The organism is Parasynechococcus sp., assembly GCF_042954325.1.
Classification (GTDB): domain Bacteria; phylum Cyanobacteriota; class Cyanobacteriia; order PCC-6307; family Cyanobiaceae; genus Parasynechococcus.
This window is the reverse complement of sequence record NZ_JBGKDS010000039.1, coordinates 1-17322: the sequence shown is the minus strand read 5'-3', so window position 1 is coordinate 17322 and position 17322 is coordinate 1. Positions and strand designations below refer to the sequence as shown.

The window sequence follows — 17322 nt, the reverse complement described above, 5'->3', positions numbered from 1 at the left end:
ACACGACAGTTTTTACCGGTTCCCGCTCACTATTCCGCATCAGACCGTGCTGCAGTATCAGATCGATCGCATCGAGCATCAGGTTGCCGAGGATCGCGCCCAAAACGGCGTTTTCCTGATTGGCCCTCTCGAGCGTGGCCAGGCCACGACCCTGGGTAATTCGCTGCGGCGCGTCCTGATGGGCGGCCTTGAAGGCAGTGCCGTCACCGCGATTCGGATCGCTGGTGTCAACCATGAGTACGCCACGATTCCTGGAGTTCGTGAAGATGTCCTCGACATCCTGCTGAACTGCAAGCAGCTGTCGGTCAACAGCCGCTCTGGCGATCTCGAGATCGGCCGTCTGGTTGTTGCCGGCCCCGCTGAAGTCACCGCCAGCGACCTGCAGTTCTCCTCTCAGGTTCAGGTGGTCGACGGCAACCGTCCGATCGCCACCGTGGCCGATGGTCACAGCCTGGAAATCGAAGTTCATGTCGAACGCGGTGTTGGTTATCGCCCTGTCGATCGCCACAACGAAGACACCTCCGCCATCGATCTGCTGCAGATCGATGCTGTGTTCATGCCGGTGCGTCGGGTGAACTTCACGATCGACGAAACCGCTGTTGCAGAAGGCGGTTCCGCCCGTGAACGTCTCCGGATTGAAATCGTCACCGACGGTTCCATCACCCCGGATGACGCCCTCGCCCAGGCTGCGAATCAACTGATTGAGTTGTTCCAACCGCTGGCCACCGTCACCTTGGTTGAGGAGCCTGGCGTTGAGCCCGAGCCTTCAGCCGAAGCACAGATTCCGCTTGAAGAGCTCAATTTGTCGGTGCGTGCCTACAACTGCCTCAAGCGCGCTCAGGTCAACTCCGTGTCCGACCTGATGGGCTTCAGTTATGAAGATCTGCTGGAGATCAAAAACTTCGGTTCCAAGTCGGCCGATGAAGTGATCGAGGCTCTCGAGCGGATCGGCATCTCCATTCCCCAAAGCCGCACTTCGGCTTGATCACGTCAGTCTGATCAACACTCCGTTCCGCCAACGCTCCCGCCAAATCCATGCGTCACCAATGCCGTGTTCCCCAGCTGGGTCGCCCAGCTGACCAGCGCAAAGCCATGCTGCGCGCTCTGACCACCCAGCTGATCCGTGAGGGTCGGGTCACCACGACCAAAGCTCGCGCCAAAGCCCTGCGCGACGAAGCCGAACGGATGATCACCCTCGCCAAGGACGGCAGCCTGGCCTCCCGTCGCCGTGCCATGGGGTACATCTACGACAAGCAGCTGGTGCACGCCCTGTTTGACAAAGCCCCCGATCGCTACAGCGATCGCAAAGGTGGCTACACCCGCATCACCCGCACGGTCCCCCGTCGTGGTGACAACGCTGAGATGGCGATCATCGAATTGGTCTGATCTCGGGTCACCTCTGACCATTGACTCAGGAACCCTCGTCTGCAGAAGAGCATCCAGCCTTACGCCGGATCGCTCTGAGCCTGCAGTACGAGGGTTCTGCTTTTTGCGGATGGCAACGGCAACGCAACGGCCACAGCGTTCAAGCTGAATTAGAACGCGCCATCCAGCAGCTGGAGCCCGACCGGCTGATCCAGACCTTTGCTGCCGGCCGCACCGATACAGGAGTGCACGCAGCGGGGCAGGTCGTTCATTTCGACTGCAGCGACCGAATTCCTGCCGGCAAATGGGCCCCTGCTCTGAACGGTCGACTGCCCGGCAGCATTCGCGTGCGGGAATCGGTGGCCTGCCCCTTCGATTGGCATGCCTGTTACTCGGCCACCTACAGGCGATACCGCTACACCATTTACAACGGTCGACGGCCCAATCTGTTCCTGAGCCCCTGGAGCTGGCACCGGTACCAGTTGCGGCTGGACCAGGACGAGATGCAACGGGCGCTCAAGGGAATGCTCGGGCTGCACGACTTCACCGCATTCATGCGAACCGGAAGCCGACGAGCCCATGCCCGAACCACCGTGCAGGAGGTGGAGGTCCAGCGGGAGGGAGACCTGCTCCGCATCGAAATTCAAGCCAGTGGCTTCCTCTACGGCATGGTTCGCCTGCTGATGGCCCAGCTCGTCGCTGTCGGAGAGCATCGCCTCAGTCCAGACGCCTTTGAAGCGCGCTGGAAACAACGTCGCCGCGATCTGGTCAAGGAGGCGGCGCCGCCCCATGGCCTGTGCCTGCTGCGGGCCGGCTACCCCCAGGAGCTGTTCAGCAGAGCCGGCTGGTACGATTGCCAACCGTGGTTTTTTCTGGCTGAAAGCGATCCACCTCCGGATCCGCCGACTTTGCCGAAAGCAATCAACCAGGATCTCTGAGCATTCCTGTCTTCAAAGACCAGGAACCGCCAAAGAGTAAGCTCGACCCTTGAGCTCCAGTCAGGTCCGGCTTCGGACCGGACCAACCTGCCCAGCTCCGCCGTTTGTGACGGGGCACCTCCGAACCGGCCTGCCGGCGCGATGAACAAGACCTCACTTCCCCCGATTGATTCGATCGACCGCCAGTGGTATCTGGTGGACGCCGAGAATCAGACCCTCGGTCGCCTAGCCACCGAAGTCGCTGCAGTTCTGCGCGGCAAGAACAATCCCAACTTCACTCCGCACATGGATACGGGTGATTTCGTGGTGATTGTGAACGCTGAAAAGATTCAGGTCAGCGGCCGCAAACCCCAACAGAAGCTGTATCGCCGTCATTCCGGTCGTCCCGGCGGCATGAAGGTCGAAACCTTCGAGGCTCTTCAAGAGCGCATCCCCGAGCGGATCGTTGAGAAGGCCATCAAAGGCATGCTTCCCCACAACGCCCTCGGGCGCCAGATGTTCCGGAAGCTCAAGGTTTACAAGGGCAGCGAGCATCCCCATGCCGCCCAGCAGCCCCAGCCCCTCAAGCTTGATCCCGCCGCTTCCGCCAAATGAGCACCAATTCCGTCGTCTACTGGGGCACCGGTCGTCGTAAAACCTCCGTCGCTCGGGTCCGCCTCGTTCCCGGCAATGGAACGATCACGATCAATGGTCGTCCAGGTGATAACTACCTGAACTACAACCCTGCCTACATCGCAGCGGTGAAGGCTCCCCTGGACACCCTCGGACTCACCACTGAGTACGACGTCCTGGTCAATGTGCGTGGTGGTGGTCTCACCGGCCAGGCTGGTGCCATCAAGCAGGGTGCTGCCCGTGCCCTGTGCGAACTGTCAGCTGACAACCGCAAGCCCCTGAAGGTGGAAGGCCACCTCAGCCGTGACCCCCGTGCCAAGGAGCGTCGCAAGTACGGCCTCAAGAAAGCTCGTAAGGCTCCTCAGTTCTCCAAGCGCTGATTCAGCCGCTTGCACTGTTTCCGCTTCAGAACTCAACAACCATGCCCAAGCCCGAGATTCATCCCACCTGGTACCCCGATGCCAAGGTGATCTGCAACGGCGAAGTGGTGATGACCACTGGTTCCACCCAGCCCGAGATTCATGTCGACGTCTGGAGCGGCAACCACCCTTTCTTCACCGGGACCCAGAAGATCCTCGACACCGAGGGACGTGTGGACCGCTTCATGCGCAAGTACGGCATGGGTGGCAAGAAAAAAGACGACGCCGACTCCTGAGTTGTTCGTTAGGAGCGGGGCATGGACGCCTCGAACCTGATTACGCGGCTTGAAACAGCGTCAGCCAGTTTTCGCTCCCTCGAGCGTCAACTGGCTGATCCTGATGTCGCGTCCGATCCCAAGCGGCTCGAGACGATTGCACGGGAACGTGCACGTCTTGAGCCGCTTGTCCTTGATTTTGAACAGCTTCAGCGTCTGGACAAAGAGCACGCTGACGCCAAGCAACTGCTGAAGGACAGCCGCGGCGACGCGGCCATGGAATCCCTAGCGCAGGATGAGCTCAGCCTTCTGGATGAGCAACGGACTGCCTTGGTCGAACGTCTCACGGTGGCCTTGTTGCCCCGTGATCCCCGCGACGAACGCAGCGTGATGCTGGAAATCCGAGCTGGGGCAGGGGGGGATGAAGCCTGCCTTTGGGCCGGTGATTTGGCTCGGATGTACGAGCGCTACAGCCAAAAAATCGGTTGGTCCGTCCAGCCGGTCAGCAGCACCGAAGCCGACCTCGGCGGTTTTCGCGAACTCATCCTCTCCGTGAAAGGGGACAGCGTGTTCAGTCAGCTGAAATTTGAAGCCGGCGTCCATCGCGTTCAACGCGTTCCCGCCACCGAATCCCAAGGCCGCGTTCACACCTCGACGGCCACCGTTGCCGTGATGCCAGAGGCAGACGCGGTGGAGGTCCAACTGGACCCCAAGGATTTGGACATCAGCACGGCACGTTCCGGTGGTGCCGGTGGTCAGAACGTCAATAAAGTTGAAACCGCCGTCGATCTGCTGCACAAACCCACAGGAATCCGGGTGTTCTGCACCCAGGAACGCTCCCAGCTCCAGAACCGCGAACGTGCTCTGGAGATCCTTCGCGCCAAGCTGCTGGAACGGGAGCAGGCCGCAGCCGCGGAACGGGAAAGCAGTGATCGCCGGGCCCAGGTCGGCAGTGGAGACCGCTCCGAAAAAATCCGGACGTACAACTACAAGGACAACCGAGCCACGGACCATCGACTCGGCCGCAACTTCTCTCTCGATCCAGTGCTTGAGGGACAGCTCGAGGATGTGATCGGTGCCTGCCAGGCCGAAGAACAACGCCAGAAGCTGGCCTCACTCAGCGAGCAAGAGGACAGCTGATGCGACCTCAGTCGTCGCTTCCGATCACATACTTCGCCCATTCGCGGTGATGGCCGGCATGGATCTGCCGTGAAGCCTCGAAACTGAGACTGCTGATCGGCCGACGGGGCACATGACGCAAGGGCATGCCCGCTTCCTTGGGCGTGCGGTTGCCCTTGCGGACATTGCAACTCAGACAAGCCGTGGTGACGTTCTCCCAGGTATCGCCTCCCCCACGGCTGCGAGGAACGATGTGATCCATTGAGAGCTGCTCGCCGCTGGTGCCGCAGTACTGGCAGCTGTGGTGGTCCCTCTGAAACAGGTTGCGGCGCGTCAACGGCAGCTGACGGTACGGGATCTTGACGTACTGCCTGAGGCGAATCACGGTTGGCGGGTGCGTGCCGCGCCGGATCTCGCGTTTGGCGTCGTATTCCAAGCCTTCGGCCTTGCCTTTGAGCGTCATCACCATGGCCCGGCGCCAGGTGGTGATGTTCAAGGGCTCGTAGGACGCATTGAGAACGAGAACCTGGCCCATGCCAGCTCCAGGTAAGACAGTCATGCTAACGAGCATCGACAGAGTCCTCTGGTGATCAAGATCACCAAACCCCAATGACGGCATTGGATCCTCGCCAGCGCGCCTGGGTCGAGGTGTCCCCGCGGGCGATCGAGAGCAACGCTCGTGCCGTCTGCGGTCACCTCGCACCGGGAACGAGCCTGATGGCCGTCGTCAAAGCCGACGGCTATGGACACGGAGCGGAGAGTGTGGCCCGTGCGGCCCTGCAGGGGGGAGCAAGCAGCCTGGGCGTCGCCACGCTCTCCGAGGGTCTGGAACTACGCCGAGCCGGACTGGAGGTGCCGATTCTGCTGCTCGGCAACCTCACCGATGCGGAACAGCTGAGGCACTGCCTGCACTGGCGCCTGATGCCAACGCTGAGCACGGCCGACGACATTCAGCTGTGTGAGGCCCTTGCACGGGACAGCGGACGGCGCTTTCCCGTGCAGCTGAAGCTCGATACGGGCATGGCTCGACTGGGCTGTGCCTGGGACGACGGCGCCCGCCTGGTGGAGCTGATCCGCAGTCAGGCGAACCTGCAACTGAGCGGGCTGTACAGCCATCTGGCCTGTGCCGACGGCGCAGCCGATGGCGATGACGGGGCGTTCACACGCCAGCAGCATCAACGGTTTTGCTCCGTGCTCGATCAACTCCCCCAGCGGGGACACGAGTTGTGCTGCCACCTGGCGAATTCGGCCGGGACCCTACAGAGCCGTGCCCTCCACCACGACATGGTCCGGGTGGGACTGGCCCTCTACGGTCAAGCTCCAGCGCCCCACCTGGCCGACACCCTGAAGCTGCAGCCAGCACTCACGGTGAAAGCACGGGTGACCCTCGTGCGCTCGATCCCCGCAGGGGTCAGCGCCAGCTATGGGCGACGCTTCATCAGCCAAAGGCCCACCCGGCTCGCCGTTGTTGCCATCGGCTATGCCGATGGCGTGGTGCGTGCCCTCAGCGACCGGATCGATGTGCTGCATCGGGGAAAACGGCTGCCGCAGGTGGGGGCGATCACCATGGACCAGCTGCTCGTCGATGCAACCGATGCGGGTCCAGTGCTCCCGGGCGACATCGTCACGCTGCTGGGTCAAGACGGCGAGCAAACGATCTCTCCGCAGGACTGGAGCGAGCGCTGTGACTCGATCCCCTGGGAAATCCTCTGCGGTTTCAAACGACGTCTGCCCCGCATCGAGATCTGACGGCAGACCCTGGAGTTGATAGGATGGCGCCGCCGCTGGAGAGGTGGCTGAGTGGTTGAAAGCGGCTCCCTGCTAAGGAGTTACAGGAGGCAACTTCTGTCGAGGGTTCGAATCCCTCCCTCTCCGTTCCAGATCACTTGAATGTCATTCAGTGATCGCCGTGAGAGCCCGGGCAAGTTCGGGCATCAGCGTTTCATCTTTGGCCCGATCGGGCCCAGTTGCAAAGGCCACGATCAGCACGGGTGAGCTGTCGGGAGCCTGGCTCTGACACCACACCGCATCGTGGCGGGCCTGACTCATCCATCCCGCCTTGCTCCACAACCTGAATCCATCCGGGAGGCCTTCGCCCAGGAAGCCGTCGACCTGATTCTCCGGATCGGCCTTGCGCTGATCCGGATCCAAGGATCGATCGAGTAAATCGCGCAAGCGACGACAGGCCGGAGGCGAGACAACCGCACCGGTCATCACCGCCTCGAGCAAGCGGGCCGTTGCTGCTGTGGAGAGCGCATTGCGGTTGCCGTTATCGGCGCCATAGAACAGCTTGTCCCGCCCGTAAGGCCCGTCCGACCAGGTCTTCTGGCAGCAATTGGACCCGTCCAGTTCCGGCCATCCCAGCGTCGTCAACCAGTCATTGACCAACCGACGCTGACGCTGCCAGGAGGGCCAGCCGAGGGCATCCAGCTCCGGACCGCTGGTGGTGCCAGTCAGCAGATCAACGATCAAGCCGGTGGCGTCATTGCTGGAGTCGCCGATCATGTCGCGCATGGCGCGCTGCAATTCATCGCTGTCCGGGATCAGATCCTTCTGCAACCACTGCTCCACGGCCACGGCGTAGACGAGCTTGACCACGCTCGCCGGGTAATGAACACGCTGTTCGTTCCATGCAGCCCCACTCCCCTGACCGGCCTGCGGCGCGGTCTCCTCGTAGCGCACCCAGGTCACCGAAAGGCTGTTGCGCAATCCGGGGCGCCCTTCGGCATCCAACCGATCCAGGACCGAGGCCAGGCGGGCCTCCATAGCGGGATCGGGGCGGTAGAACGCCATGGTGCATGCTTCAGGCCATGGCGACCCTAAGCACCCTGCTGGCCCGTGAGTTAACCCAGCCGGGAAGCTGCTGGGAACTTCAACGGGATGTCGATGGTTTTGCCCGCTCCAGGGGCGATGGATTAGCCACGCAGGCCTGTGCCGGCCGCGGATTTCGCATCCTTGGCCGCGACAACGAGCGGCTGAGGGTGCAATTGCTCGAAGACGGCTACCGCTGCTGGCTGTCCCTTGATGCGGTGGTCGGCCGCGCCGTCGAACGTGGGCCATGGCAACCACGCCTGCTCGATCGGACCCAGATCGAACAGCGTCTGCCTGCCGTGCTGGCCTGGACAGACAAGGCACAACAGCACGCGAACACCTACCTGTGGGGCGGGACAACCCCGCCGAACATGGACTGCTCGGGCCTGATGCAAACAGCCTTTGCCAGCCAGGACATCTGGATTCCCCGAGACGCCTATCAGCAGGAACGCTTCTGCACCCCTGTGGCGGTCCGCCCGGGCGACGCCCGATTGCTTCAACCAGGCGACCTGCTCTTCTTCGGCACGGCACGACGCTGCACCCATGTCGGCATCCACCTCGGCCAGGGCCGCTACCGCCACAGTTCCGGCCGCGACCACGGCCGCAACGGCATCGGCGTTGACAGCATCCACCCCAGCGACAGTCACCCGGTGGCCGCTCATTACCGCCGGGAGCTGCGTGGTGCAGGCCGCATCACGCGCTGCCACGACGGAAACCACCTGCCGTGAGGCCGCCGAACCAGCCCGATTAAGTTGAGCGGATCTTCTGATGCCGGCATGAGCGCACCCCTGGATCTATCGGTGGTGGTGCCGCTTTACAACGAGGAGGAAAGCCTGCCCCATCTGGTGGAGCAACTGCTGGCGGCGCTCCGACCCACCGGTGAGCGCTTCGAGCTGGTCTTGGTGAATGACGGATCCAGCGACCGCACCGGGGCTGTGCTGGAGGAGCTCTGCGAGACGGTGCCAGAGCTCGTCGGAGTCCTGCTGCGCAAGAACTATGGGCAAACCGCCGCCATGGCCGCCGGCTTTGATGTAGCCCAGGGCGAAGTGATCGTCAGCCTGGACGGCGACTTGCAAAACGATCCAGCGGACATCCCGATGCTGCTGGCCAAACTGCGGGAGGGTTATGACCTTGTGAGCGGCTGGCGTCACCAACGCCAGGACGCCGCCTTACAACGCAAGCTTCCCTCCAAGATCGCCAACCGACTGATTGGACGTGTCACGGGCGTGCGGCTTCACGACTACGGCTGTTCCCTGAAGGCCTACAGCCGTGATGTGCTCTCGGACATGCGCCTGTACGGGGAACTCCACCGATTTCTGCCGGCCCTCGCCTTTATCGAGGGTGCCCGGATCACTGAGGTCAAGGTGAACCACCGTGCCCGTCAGTTCGGCAGCAGCAAATACGGCATCGACCGAACCTTTCGGGTGCTGATGGACCTGCTGACGGTGTGGTTCATGAAGCGGTTCCTGACCCGGCCGATGTACGTGTTCGGCTTCGGGGGGTTGGTCGCCATCCTGTTCAGCCTGGTGGCCAGCAGTTATCTCTTGGCCGTCAAGCTGATGGGCGGCGACATCGGCAATCGTCCCCTGCTCACCCTGGCGGTGGTGTTAGGGCTGGCCGGCATTCAGCTGTTTTGCTTCGGGCTGCTGGGTGAATTGCAGATCCGCACGTATCACGAAAGTCAGGACCGACCGATCTATCGCATCCGCGCCACATTGCGCGGCAAGCGAGCGGTCTGAGGCTCCGGCCGTTTGGTGGCACCACGGAAGCGCTGCATCGCAGAGGCTGCAGCTTCCACCACGCGGGCATCGCTATCGCGGAGGCCACGGCGAAGAATCGGAAGGACCGACGTCACACCCCAGCGATCGGCGAGTCGTACCGCCTCAAGCCGATCCTCCGGCCCCGCGTTCATGGCCTGGGTCAAGCGCTGGTTCAGGGCTAGACGCTCGCGCTGGGTGACAGGGACCTCCCACGCGTCAGCTTCCGCCTGCTCGGGCTTCGGATCAGCCTCGGCTGAAACGACCAGAGACAACTGCTGACGATTGAGTGCGGCGATGCCATCGGCATCGGTGCTCGACAGCATCGGCTTGACCGAACGCCCCCTCAAAACAAGGAGAAGGGCGATCAGACCGGCGGGGATGGCAACGAAAAAGGAATTCATATGGATTGAACTTTTATGTCGCCGGCACGGCGCTGAGCGAGCCATCAGAAGTGTGGTCCCTACAGTAACGGCGGATGTTTTGGCCGTCGCCATGACCGGAGACTTTGTCGCTGCCTGGATGCCCTCGGTGTTCGTCCCCCTCGTGGGAATTGTGGGTCCGGCCGTGGCCATGACCCTGCTGTTCAACGTGATCGAAGCCCGCGACTGAGGTCGCTGGCCACCCTTTCCCACCGTTCATCACCACCATGACCGTGACCCCCGTCGCCGACCCCACCGTCGGCAACCTGGCCACTCCGGTGAACAGCAATGCGTTCACCAAAGCGTTCCTTAACGGACTTCCCGCCTACCGCCCTGCCCTGTCCCCCAACCGTCGGGGACTGGAAATTGGCATGGCCCACGGCTTCTTCCTGTATGGGCCGCTGACCATCTGCGGTCCGCTGCGTGCCAGCGAGTTCGCCACCAATGCAGGTCTGTTGGCCACGATCGGCCTGGTGTCGATCCTCACGGTCTGCCTGTCGATCTACGGCACCGCAGGCAATGGACCGAATGTCCAGCCCGCTGATGCCACGATCGACAACCCCCCTGCTGACCTGTTCACCAAAGCAGGTTGGGCAGAATTCGCCAGCGGTTTCTGGCTTGGCGGTTGCGGTGGTGCAGCTTTTGCCTGGTTCCTCTGCGGCACCACCATCGTTGCTCCGCTGGTTCAAATCGCCGGTGGCGTCTGGAGCGTGGGCTGAGTTCAGTCACTGATACTCAGGATTGATTCAACCGATCCCCTGGTGCACTGAGGTGCCCCAGGGGATTTCTGCTGTCAGGATTCCGCTGATTCCCCGGATCCCTGTTGCGCTCAATCTCCCAGCCGTTTCTGCGGCGGCCGGTGTTCACCATCGTCTGCAGCGTGCTGATCCTGCTTGCGGGATTCACAGCGCTGGCTGGACTTGGCCTGGAGGACCTTCCGCAGCTCGCGCCAACACGCGTGAGCGTGAGTGCGAATTTTCCTGCGGCAGCGCCTGAAGTCGTCGAACAGAGCGTGACGGCGGTCTTGGAGAAGCAACTCCAGGGACTGGAAGGACTCGACAGCATCAGTTCCAGCAGCCGTCAGGGCGGAGCCAGAATCAGCCTGCGCTTCAAGGACGGGGATCCGGAACTGAACGCCATCAAGGTTCAGAACGAAGTCAATCTGGCAACCCGGCGCCTGCCGCAGGCGGTCAGCCGCGAAGGCTTGCGCGTCCGACGCTCCTCCGACGATCTGTTGATGATCCTCGGATTCAGCCATGAGGACGGCCTCTATGGACCGGCCTACCTCGGGAGTTGGCTGGATCAGGCGTTGCGGGACGCGCTGCTCACCACCCCTGGGGTCGGTGATGTGCAGATCTTCGGCAGCAGCGATCTCGCCTTTCGATTGTGGCTGGACCCGCAACGACTCGCGCAAAACAATCTCACCATGGGCGATGTCGCCCGAGCTCTGGCAGAACAAAACGTCCTGGCCGCCATTGGCAGCGTGGGAGCAGCACCCTCCAGCGCAGGAACGCTGATCACCTTGCCGGTGGATGCCGATGGACGCCTGCACAGTCAACGCGATTTTGAGAATCTGATCCTGCGACCACTGGGCGAGGGCGGGATCCTGCGCCTGAAAGACGTTGGACGCGTGGTGCTCGGTCAACGCAACTACGGACGCCAGGCGATGAATCTCGAGGGCGAACGCTCCATCGCCGTCGGCATCTACCAACGCGATGGGGCGAATGCCTTGGCCGTCAGCCGAGGCGTGATGTCCGCCCTTGAACGCCTGGAATCCAGCTTTCCACCGGGGATGGACATGCAGGTGATCGTTGATGTGGCAGACAGCGTTCAGGACAATCTCGATCGCACGATCGGCACCCTGCGCGATGCGGTGCTGCTGGTGCTGACGGTCCTGCTGCTGTTTCTGGGGCGGTGGCGCCTGGCGATGATTCCGGGCATCGCTGTCCCCGTGGCGCTGATTGGAAGTCTGATCATCGTGCGCTTCACCGGCACGAGCATCAACAGCCTGATCCTGTTCGGTCTTGTGCTGGCCACAGGCATCGTCGTTGATGACGCCATCGTCGTCAGTGAAGACATCGCCGGTCGAATCGAACGTGGTGCCAGGCCCCAGCAGGCCGCGGAAGACGCCATGGCCGAACTCGCCGGCGCCGTGGTCGCCACCTCCCTGGTTCTGGCTGCCGTGTTTGTGCCGGCGCTGCTGATTCCCGGCTCGATCGGCCGGCTGTACCAGCCCATTGCGATTGCGATCACAGGAGCGATCCTGTTTTCAACCATCAATGCCCTCTCATTCACACCGATGGCCTGCGCTCAGGTGCTGGGCCCCCAGGGCGGACGGTTGCCAGCACCGCTCCAACGCATCAGTACGGCAGTGCGGAACGGCATCGGGCGACTGCAACAGGCCTACAGCCGAGTGCTGAACAACAGCTTGCGCCACGGTCGTTGGATGCTGGGGATCCTGCTGGTGGCCCTGCTGGCCACCACAACCGGGCTGGCCACAATCCCCACAGCCTTTATTCCAAACGAGGATCAAGGGCAAATTCGTGGATTCTTCACGCTTCCGGATGGGGCCAGCCTCGAACGCACGGTGGCGGTGATGGATCAGATCCGAACAGTGGTCGCCGAAGAACCCCTGATCCGCAGCGGGAACTTCTATGCCGGCAACTCGTTTGGCCAAAGCGGAGAAGACCGAGGCTCGTTTTATCTGCGGCTCACCCCCCTGGCGGAGCGTCCCGGTGCCGCCCAGAGCAGCGAAGCGATTAAACAACGTCTGAACGAGAAGCTGCGGGCGGCCATCGGCAATGCCAGGGTCGTGGTCACAACACCACCGACCGTTCGGGGGTTCAGCAGTGATTCCGCTCTGCAGATGGAACTGCTGGACCGCAGCGGTGGACGGCTTGACCTCGGTGCCTTTGAAGCCGTTGCCCAGTCATTCATCGGCGATGTGCAATCCAGCGGCCGCTTCGAGCGGGTCGGCACACGTTTTGATGCCAGCTCACCGCGTTGGGACCTGACGCTGGACCGAGATCTGGTGGCCGCTCTGGATCTGGACTACGGGGCGACCCTTCGGGAGATCGGCACCGCCATCGGCGGGCGCTATATCGATGACACCTTCGAAGGCAACCGCATCCGCAGCATCGTGCTGCAACTGGAGGGCTCAGACCGCGGAGACATCAACGACCTCAAGACGCTGATGGTGCGCAACCGGCAGGGAGAGCTGGTCTCCCTCGCCAATGTCGCCCAGATCAAGGCCATTGAAGGTGCAAACAGCATTAACCATTACGGCCTCAACCGGTCGATCCGCATCAGTGCGGTGCCGGCACCAGGGGTCAGCAGCAGCGAGGCGATTCGATCCCTCGAGCAAGCGGGAGAGCGGGTCGGTGGCAGCAACATCAGCTTGGCGTTCACCGGACTTGCCGAAGAAGAACGCAAAGCAGCTGGAACCACCTGGCTGCTGTTCAGCCTCGGCGTCGTGGTGGTTTATCTGCTGCTCGCGGGGCTGTACGAGAGCTTTATCGATCCGCTGATCATCCTGCTCACGGTTCCCGTCGCCCTGATGGGTGCCCTGATCGGGCTGCGGTTGCGAGGCCTGCCGCTTGATGTGTACGGGCAGATGGGCCTGCTGGTGCTGATCAGCCTGGCGGCCAAGAACGGAATCCTGATCGTTGAATTCGCCAACCAGCGCCTCAACGCCGGCCTGCGCGTCAAGGAGGCGATTCACGGAGCAGCCGTGCAACGCATGCGCCCGATTCTGCTGACGGCGGTGACGTCTCTTGCAGGATTTCTGCCACTGCTGATCGCCCAGGGCAGCGGATCAGCCAGCCGAATCAGCATCGGCACTGTGGTGTTCAGCGGCCTGCTGATCTCCTCACTGCTCTCGCTGTTCGTCGTGCCAACGATGTACCTGCTGCTCAAACAGCACCCCGCAAAAGCACGAAATCCACTCAATAAAGTGTGAATTTCACACCTTTATCGTGCCATCAAGGCCGTTGTCGCTGTAGGATGCGATGGTGCGATGACAACCAAGCCCCGCCGTCGTCATAACGACGAATCAGCCACTCGAGCCGGTCAGTCGCCGACAACCAGAACGCTTCCACCGAAAACGCCTGCCGATGGCTGATCTGGTCAGGAATGCGGAAGCCACCGCCGTCAGGCAGAAAAGACACACCAACCAACATCTCTGGCGTCACGACACCCGACCAGGGAAGAGAACTGAGCTCATAGGAACTGGCCAGCATCGTTTCCTCGCAACCATCCCAGGAGCCAAGCAAGTCCTCGCTGGTGAGCGGGGAGAGAAACTCCTGCACCGTGCCATCGCGGTATTCACGAATCAGGACCGGATGGGTGTAACGACCGGCCGAGTCGGTGAGGACAACCAGCCGGTGCCGACGATCTCCGTGCACAAAGCCATATTCAGCTCCGAAGACAACCCCTGGGGCCACCTGCATGGAGCCCTTTCCGAAACTGCCTGATGAAAAGAAGACCGCCTGTCGCCCCAGGCTGCTGATGACCTGACGCATCTCATGGTCGGGCTCCCAACGCTGGAGCGTGAGCATCGCCATGGTGTCGCCGTGGATCCCTTCCAACGTGAGCAGCGACGGTCGCTCCTCCTTCAACACAAGGCTGTGGTCGTAGGTGGCGAAGCTGCCACGCCAGGCACCGAGATTCACCCGAAAGTTGTCCCACTGCGACCCCAAGGCACGTCCCGCCTGAACTGCCGAGTGACGCTAGCCACGCTGACAACCCGACCTCATCGCCCAACCGGCGCCGGCGCTGGAAGGCTTAGCTGCGACTCACCGCCGCAACCAAGGTGTCGCTCGGAGCTTCAGAACAAAACTCTCGATAGGCACTGGCGAAGTGATTACGGCTGACAAAACCAAAATGCCCCGCAACATCTTGCACACCACTGCAACCAAGCTGCTGCCGAAGCTCAGGATGACGCAGAACATGATGGACTTGCTGAAGCCGTACACGTCGCAACAAGGCACTGGGCCCGTAACCAAACATTTCCCGACAGCTCACCGTCAAGGTTGTCTTCGTTGTAAAGAGCTCCTGACAGAGCGTCAGGAGACTCAACGGCTCAGTACTTTTCTGAAACGACAACCTCACGAGATCGCTAACAAGATCACTGCGGTGGGTCTTAACAGACGGCCTCAAAGTTGAATGACTCTCTGAATCCAGATCTTCAATCAATTGAGCCTCAAGAAAATCAGCCTGAAAAGGCTGTTGTGCATCATTTCCTTGCCAGTCTGGCAAAGCCATCAGTCGCTTTAAACGGTCGTGCGACGTCGAACTCAACATGGCTGAATTATGTATCGACATCCGATCCAGGATTCGACAACCTGACCTCAGTCGAGCCAATGCCTCAACCCGCGAGCGGTCAATTAAGACAACCCCAATGTGATTACCACCAGGGGATGTACGAAGAAAAGACTCTTTTAACTGCGTATTGAAGCCGCCCATCGTATGGGGCATCACCGGCTCTCCGAAATGTCGGTGCTCAGCAAAATTCGTGCTGTGCTCAATCGTGAATGGGATCCAGTTGGGATGACGGGACCCTTCGATCAGTAACGACTGGTTGGCCTGCATCGAAACCAGCACCATTCCGGGCTGACGGTCCATGCGCAGACGTCCCGTCAGAGGGCCTGAGGAGATCTGAACAACGTGGTAATCACAACCAAGCTGCCGCCACAGCGCAGCACATTCTTCTGCGCTGTTAAACAAACGATCCAGGCACGACGTTGATGAAGGCAGAGCCTGCCAATCAGGCGTCACAGTCAACCAACGCGGAACTCATCGAATCTTAAGCAAATTGCACCATCTGGTCTGCTGCACGTTGACGACTTGAGATAAGACAAGCGACGCCAATAAAAAACCCCGTCCGACGAGCGGACGGGGTGAGAAACGAGGAACGACTCGTGTTCAGAGAACCATCAGCCGAACTTGCCTGACGTCGAAGCAATCAAGAATGCCGCGTACGTGAGGATGTAGCCGATTGTGAAGTGAGCAAGACCCACAACACGGGCTTGGACGATGGAGAGAGCGACGGGCTTGTCGCGCCAGCCAACCAGGTTGGCCAGAGGCGTGCGCTGATGAGCCCAGACGATGGTCTCGATCAGCTCCTGCCAGTAACCACGCCAGGAGATCAGGAACATGAAACCGGTGGCCCAAACCAGGTGACCGAACAGGAACATCCAGGACCAGACGGCCAGGTTGTTGCTGCCGAACGGGTTGTAGCCGTTGATCAGCTGGGAGGAGTTGAGCCAGAGGTAGTCACGGAACCAACCCATCAGATAGGTGCTGGATTCGTTGAACTGAGCCACGTTGCCGGACCAGATGGCCAGGTGCTTCCAGTGCCAGTAGAAGGTCAGCCAACCCACGGTGTTCAGAGCCCAGAAGACAGCCAGGTAGAAGGCGTCCCAGGCAGAGATGTCGCAGGTACCGCCACGGCCAGGGCCGTCGCAGGGGAAGGAATAGCCGAAGTCCTTTTTGTCGGGCATCAACTTGGAGCCGCGGGCATCCAGGGCACCCTTCACAAGGATCAGGGTGGTGGTGTGCAGGCCCAGAGCGATGGCGTGGTGAACAAGGAAGTCACCAGGACCGATGGGGAGGAACAGGTCGGTTCCACCGTTGATGGCACCCATCCAGCCATCCATGTAGGCGGCGTTGGCGTTAGCGGCGACACCACCGGCGTTGGAGAGCAGAACATCGAAGCCGTAGACCGCCTTGCCGGAAGCGGCCTGGACGAACTGGGCGAAGACGGGCTCAACCAGAATCTGCTTCTCAGGGGTACCGAAGGCAACAACAACGTCGTTATGGACGTAGAGGCCGAGGGTATGGAAGCCGAGGAACAGAGAGACCCAGCTCAGGTGGCTGATGATCGCTTCCTTGTGCTCGAGCATCCGAGCCAGGACGTTGTCCTTGTTGGCTTCGGGGTCGTAGTCACGGATGAAGAAGATCGCACCGTGGGCGAAGGCACCACACATCAGCGCGATGGCGATGTACTGGTGGTGGGTGTACAGGGCTGCCTGAGTCGTGTAGTCCTTCGCGATGAAGGCGTACGACGGCATCGAGTACATGTGCTGCGCCACGAGGCTGGTGACCACGCCGAGGGAGGCGAGAGCCAGACCAAGCTGGAAGTGCAGGCTGTTGTTGATGGTGTCGTAGAGACCCTTGTGGCCAGCGCCGAGGTCACCGGGGGTGCCCTTCGGGGGGTTATGGGTTTCGAGGATCTCCTTGATGGAGTGACCGATACCGAAGTTGGTCCGGTACATGTGGCCGGCGATCACGAAGAGGCAACCGATGGCCAGGTGGTGGTGGGCGATGTCCGTCAGCCAGAGAGCTTCTGTCTGAGGGTGGAAACCACCGAGGAAGGTGAGGATGGCGGTGCCGGCACCTTCGGAACTACCGAAGACCTGATTCAGAGAATCGGGGTTTTCGGCATACACACCCCAGTTGCCGGTGAAGAAGGGTCCAAGACCGGCAGGGTGAGGCAGAACGTTGAGGAAGTTGTCCCAACCAACGTGCTGACCGCGGGCTTCGGGGATCGCAACGTGAACCAGGTGACCGGTCCAGGCGATGGAGCTGAAGCCGAAGAGGACAGCGAGGTGGTGGTTCAGACGCGATTCAGCGTTTTTGAACCAGGCCAGGGAAGGACGGAACTT

At 61.3% G+C, this 17322-nt stretch carries 19 protein-coding genes and 1 tRNA gene; 14 read left to right on the top strand and 6 right to left on the bottom strand.

Features of this window, described 5'->3' with window-relative positions; all coding sequences use genetic code 11:
* Positions 1-46 precede the first annotated feature (46 nt).
* The 7 genes from ACGVKB_RS05995 to prfA all read left to right on the top strand — a co-directional run bounded on the left by ACGVKB_RS05995 (position 47) and on the right by prfA (position 4689).
* Positions 47-985 carry a DNA-directed RNA polymerase subunit alpha gene (locus tag ACGVKB_RS05995; protein ID WP_392350360.1) on the top strand — a complete coding sequence of 313 codons (939 nt, stop codon included), beginning with the start codon at positions 47-49 and terminating at the stop codon, positions 983-985.
* 50 nt (positions 986-1035) lie between these two features.
* Positions 1036-1386: a 50S ribosomal protein L17 gene (gene rplQ, locus ACGVKB_RS05990; RefSeq protein ID WP_392350359.1), complete on the top strand. Its 351-nt coding sequence runs from the start codon at positions 1036-1038 to the stop codon at positions 1384-1386.
* 20 nt (positions 1387-1406) lie between these two features.
* Positions 1407-2303 (top strand): tRNA pseudouridine(38-40) synthase TruA, encoded by an 897-nt coding sequence (gene truA / locus ACGVKB_RS05985; RefSeq protein WP_392350358.1) that lies wholly within the window; start codon positions 1407-1409, stop codon positions 2301-2303.
* Positions 2304-2444: 141 nt separating this feature from the next.
* A complete protein-coding gene (gene rplM / locus ACGVKB_RS05980) occupies positions 2445-2897 on the top strand; it encodes a 50S ribosomal protein L13 (protein WP_392350357.1) in 453 nt (150 codons plus the stop codon).
* Entirely contained in the window at positions 2894-3295 is a 402-nt protein-coding gene (gene rpsI / locus ACGVKB_RS05975) for a 30S ribosomal protein S9 (RefSeq protein WP_392350356.1), read from the top strand. The genes rplM and rpsI overlap by 4 nt, the downstream gene beginning before the upstream one ends.
* Positions 3296-3336: 41 nt before the next feature.
* Positions 3337-3570: a 50S ribosomal protein L31 gene (gene rpmE, locus ACGVKB_RS05970; RefSeq protein ID WP_392350355.1), complete on the top strand. Its 234-nt coding sequence runs from the start codon at positions 3337-3339 to the stop codon at positions 3568-3570.
* A gap of 21 nt (positions 3571-3591) precedes the next feature.
* On the top strand, positions 3592-4689 hold the full coding sequence (gene prfA, locus ACGVKB_RS05965) for a peptide chain release factor 1 (RefSeq protein WP_392350354.1): 1098 nt from the start codon (positions 3592-3594) through the stop codon (positions 4687-4689).
* A gap of 7 nt (positions 4690-4696) precedes the next feature.
* Here prfA and ACGVKB_RS05960 read toward each other — a convergent pair whose 3' ends face one another.
* Positions 4697-5203, bottom strand: coding sequence for an HNH endonuclease (locus ACGVKB_RS05960; RefSeq protein WP_392350353.1), 507 nt, complete (start codon positions 5201-5203; stop codon positions 4697-4699).
* 74 nt (positions 5204-5277) lie between these two features.
* On the opposite strand from ACGVKB_RS05960, the gene alr reads away from it, so the two are divergent.
* Both alr and ACGVKB_RS05950 read left to right on the top strand, forming a co-directional pair.
* Positions 5278-6417: an alanine racemase gene (gene alr / locus ACGVKB_RS05955; protein ID WP_392350352.1), complete on the top strand. Its 1140-nt coding sequence runs from the start codon at positions 5278-5280 to the stop codon at positions 6415-6417.
* A gap of 37 nt (positions 6418-6454) precedes the next feature.
* Positions 6455-6543, top strand: a tRNA-Ser gene (locus ACGVKB_RS05950).
* A gap of 18 nt (positions 6544-6561) precedes the next feature.
* Here the strand turns inward: ACGVKB_RS05950 and ACGVKB_RS05945 are convergent.
* Positions 6562-7461: a serine hydrolase gene (locus ACGVKB_RS05945; protein ID WP_392350351.1), complete on the bottom strand. Its 900-nt coding sequence runs from the start codon at positions 7459-7461 to the stop codon at positions 6562-6564.
* Positions 7462-7478: 17 nt separating this feature from the next.
* Here ACGVKB_RS05945 and ACGVKB_RS05940 point away from each other — a divergent pair, with 17 nt between their 5' ends.
* Both ACGVKB_RS05940 and ACGVKB_RS05935 read left to right on the top strand, forming a co-directional pair.
* Entirely contained in the window at positions 7479-8207 is a 729-nt protein-coding gene (locus ACGVKB_RS05940) for an NlpC/P60 family protein (protein WP_392350350.1), read from the top strand.
* A 48-nt stretch (positions 8208-8255) separates the two neighbouring features.
* On the top strand, positions 8256-9218 hold the full coding sequence (locus tag ACGVKB_RS05935; RefSeq protein ID WP_392350349.1) for a glycosyltransferase family 2 protein: 963 nt from the start codon (positions 8256-8258) through the stop codon (positions 9216-9218).
* On the opposite strand, the gene ACGVKB_RS05930 is transcribed toward ACGVKB_RS05935, so the two are convergent.
* A complete protein-coding gene (locus ACGVKB_RS05930; protein ID WP_392350348.1) occupies positions 9176-9640 on the bottom strand; it encodes a HEAT repeat domain-containing protein in 465 nt (154 codons plus the stop codon). The two genes, ACGVKB_RS05935 and ACGVKB_RS05930, sit on opposite strands and share 43 nt — an antisense overlap.
* Before the next feature lie 91 nt (positions 9641-9731).
* Between ACGVKB_RS05930 and ACGVKB_RS05925 the strand changes: the two genes are divergently transcribed.
* The 3 genes from ACGVKB_RS05925 (at position 9732) to ACGVKB_RS05915 (ending at position 13616) form a co-directional block, all read left to right on the top strand.
* Positions 9732-9848: a photosystem I reaction center subunit VIII gene (locus ACGVKB_RS05925; protein ID WP_392350347.1), complete on the top strand. Its 117-nt coding sequence runs from the start codon at positions 9732-9734 to the stop codon at positions 9846-9848.
* A gap of 37 nt (positions 9849-9885) precedes the next feature.
* Positions 9886-10377: a photosystem I reaction center subunit XI gene (locus ACGVKB_RS05920; RefSeq protein ID WP_392350346.1), complete on the top strand. Its 492-nt coding sequence runs from the start codon at positions 9886-9888 to the stop codon at positions 10375-10377.
* 104 nt (positions 10378-10481) lie between these two features.
* The gene (locus tag ACGVKB_RS05915) at positions 10482-13616 is read left to right on the top strand and encodes an efflux RND transporter permease subunit (protein WP_392350345.1); all 3135 of its coding nucleotides are present in this window, start codon (positions 10482-10484) and stop codon (positions 13614-13616) included.
* 22 nt (positions 13617-13638) lie between these two features.
* Here ACGVKB_RS05915 and ACGVKB_RS05910 read toward each other — a convergent pair whose 3' ends face one another.
* The 3 genes from ACGVKB_RS05910 to psaB all read right to left on the bottom strand — a co-directional run.
* Positions 13639-14355 (bottom strand): DUF3598 family protein, encoded by a 717-nt coding sequence (locus ACGVKB_RS05910; protein ID WP_392350344.1) that lies wholly within the window; start codon positions 14353-14355, stop codon positions 13639-13641.
* Between the two features lie 85 nt (positions 14356-14440).
* On the bottom strand, positions 14441-15433 hold the full coding sequence (locus tag ACGVKB_RS05905; protein WP_392350475.1) for a helix-turn-helix domain-containing protein: 993 nt from the start codon (positions 15431-15433) through the stop codon (positions 14441-14443).
* A 158-nt stretch (positions 15434-15591) separates the two neighbouring features.
* Positions 15592-17322: photosystem I core protein PsaB (gene psaB / locus ACGVKB_RS05900; protein ID WP_392350343.1), on the bottom strand; the 1731-nt coding region annotated here is incomplete at its 5' end.

Bases quoted from the DNA above. Each gene is read 5' to 3' on its own strand.
- rpmE (WP_392350355.1), top strand. From the start codon at position 3,337: ATGCCCAAGCCCGAGATTCATCCCACCTGGTACCCCGATGCCAAGGTG.
- ACGVKB_RS05935 (WP_392350349.1), top strand. From the start codon at position 8,256: ATGAGCGCACCCCTGGATCTATCGGTGGTGGTGCCGCTTTACAACGAG.
- ACGVKB_RS05940 (WP_392350350.1), top strand. From the start codon at position 7,479: ATGGCGACCCTAAGCACCCTGCTGGCCCGTGAGTTAACCCAGCCGGGA.
- rpsI (WP_392350356.1), top strand. From the start codon at position 2,894: ATGAGCACCAATTCCGTCGTCTACTGGGGCACCGGTCGTCGTAAAACC.
- rplQ (WP_392350359.1), top strand. From the start codon at position 1,036: ATGCGTCACCAATGCCGTGTTCCCCAGCTGGGTCGCCCAGCTGACCAG.
- alr (WP_392350352.1), top strand. From the start codon at position 5,278: ATGACGGCATTGGATCCTCGCCAGCGCGCCTGGGTCGAGGTGTCCCCG.
- ACGVKB_RS05925 (WP_392350347.1), top strand. From the start codon at position 9,732: ATGACCGGAGACTTTGTCGCTGCCTGGATGCCCTCGGTGTTCGTCCCC.
- ACGVKB_RS05920 (WP_392350346.1), top strand. From the start codon at position 9,886: ATGACCGTGACCCCCGTCGCCGACCCCACCGTCGGCAACCTGGCCACT.
- ACGVKB_RS05945 (WP_392350351.1), bottom strand. From the start codon at position 7,461: ATGGCGTTCTACCGCCCCGATCCCGCTATGGAGGCCCGCCTGGCCTCG.
- ACGVKB_RS05960 (WP_392350353.1), bottom strand. From the start codon at position 5,203: ATGGGCCAGGTTCTCGTTCTCAATGCGTCCTACGAGCCCTTGAACATC.
- prfA (WP_392350354.1), top strand. From the start codon at position 3,592: ATGGACGCCTCGAACCTGATTACGCGGCTTGAAACAGCGTCAGCCAGT.
- rplM (WP_392350357.1), top strand. From the start codon at position 2,445: ATGAACAAGACCTCACTTCCCCCGATTGATTCGATCGACCGCCAGTGG.
- ACGVKB_RS05930 (WP_392350348.1), bottom strand. From the start codon at position 9,640: ATGAATTCCTTTTTCGTTGCCATCCCCGCCGGTCTGATCGCCCTTCTC.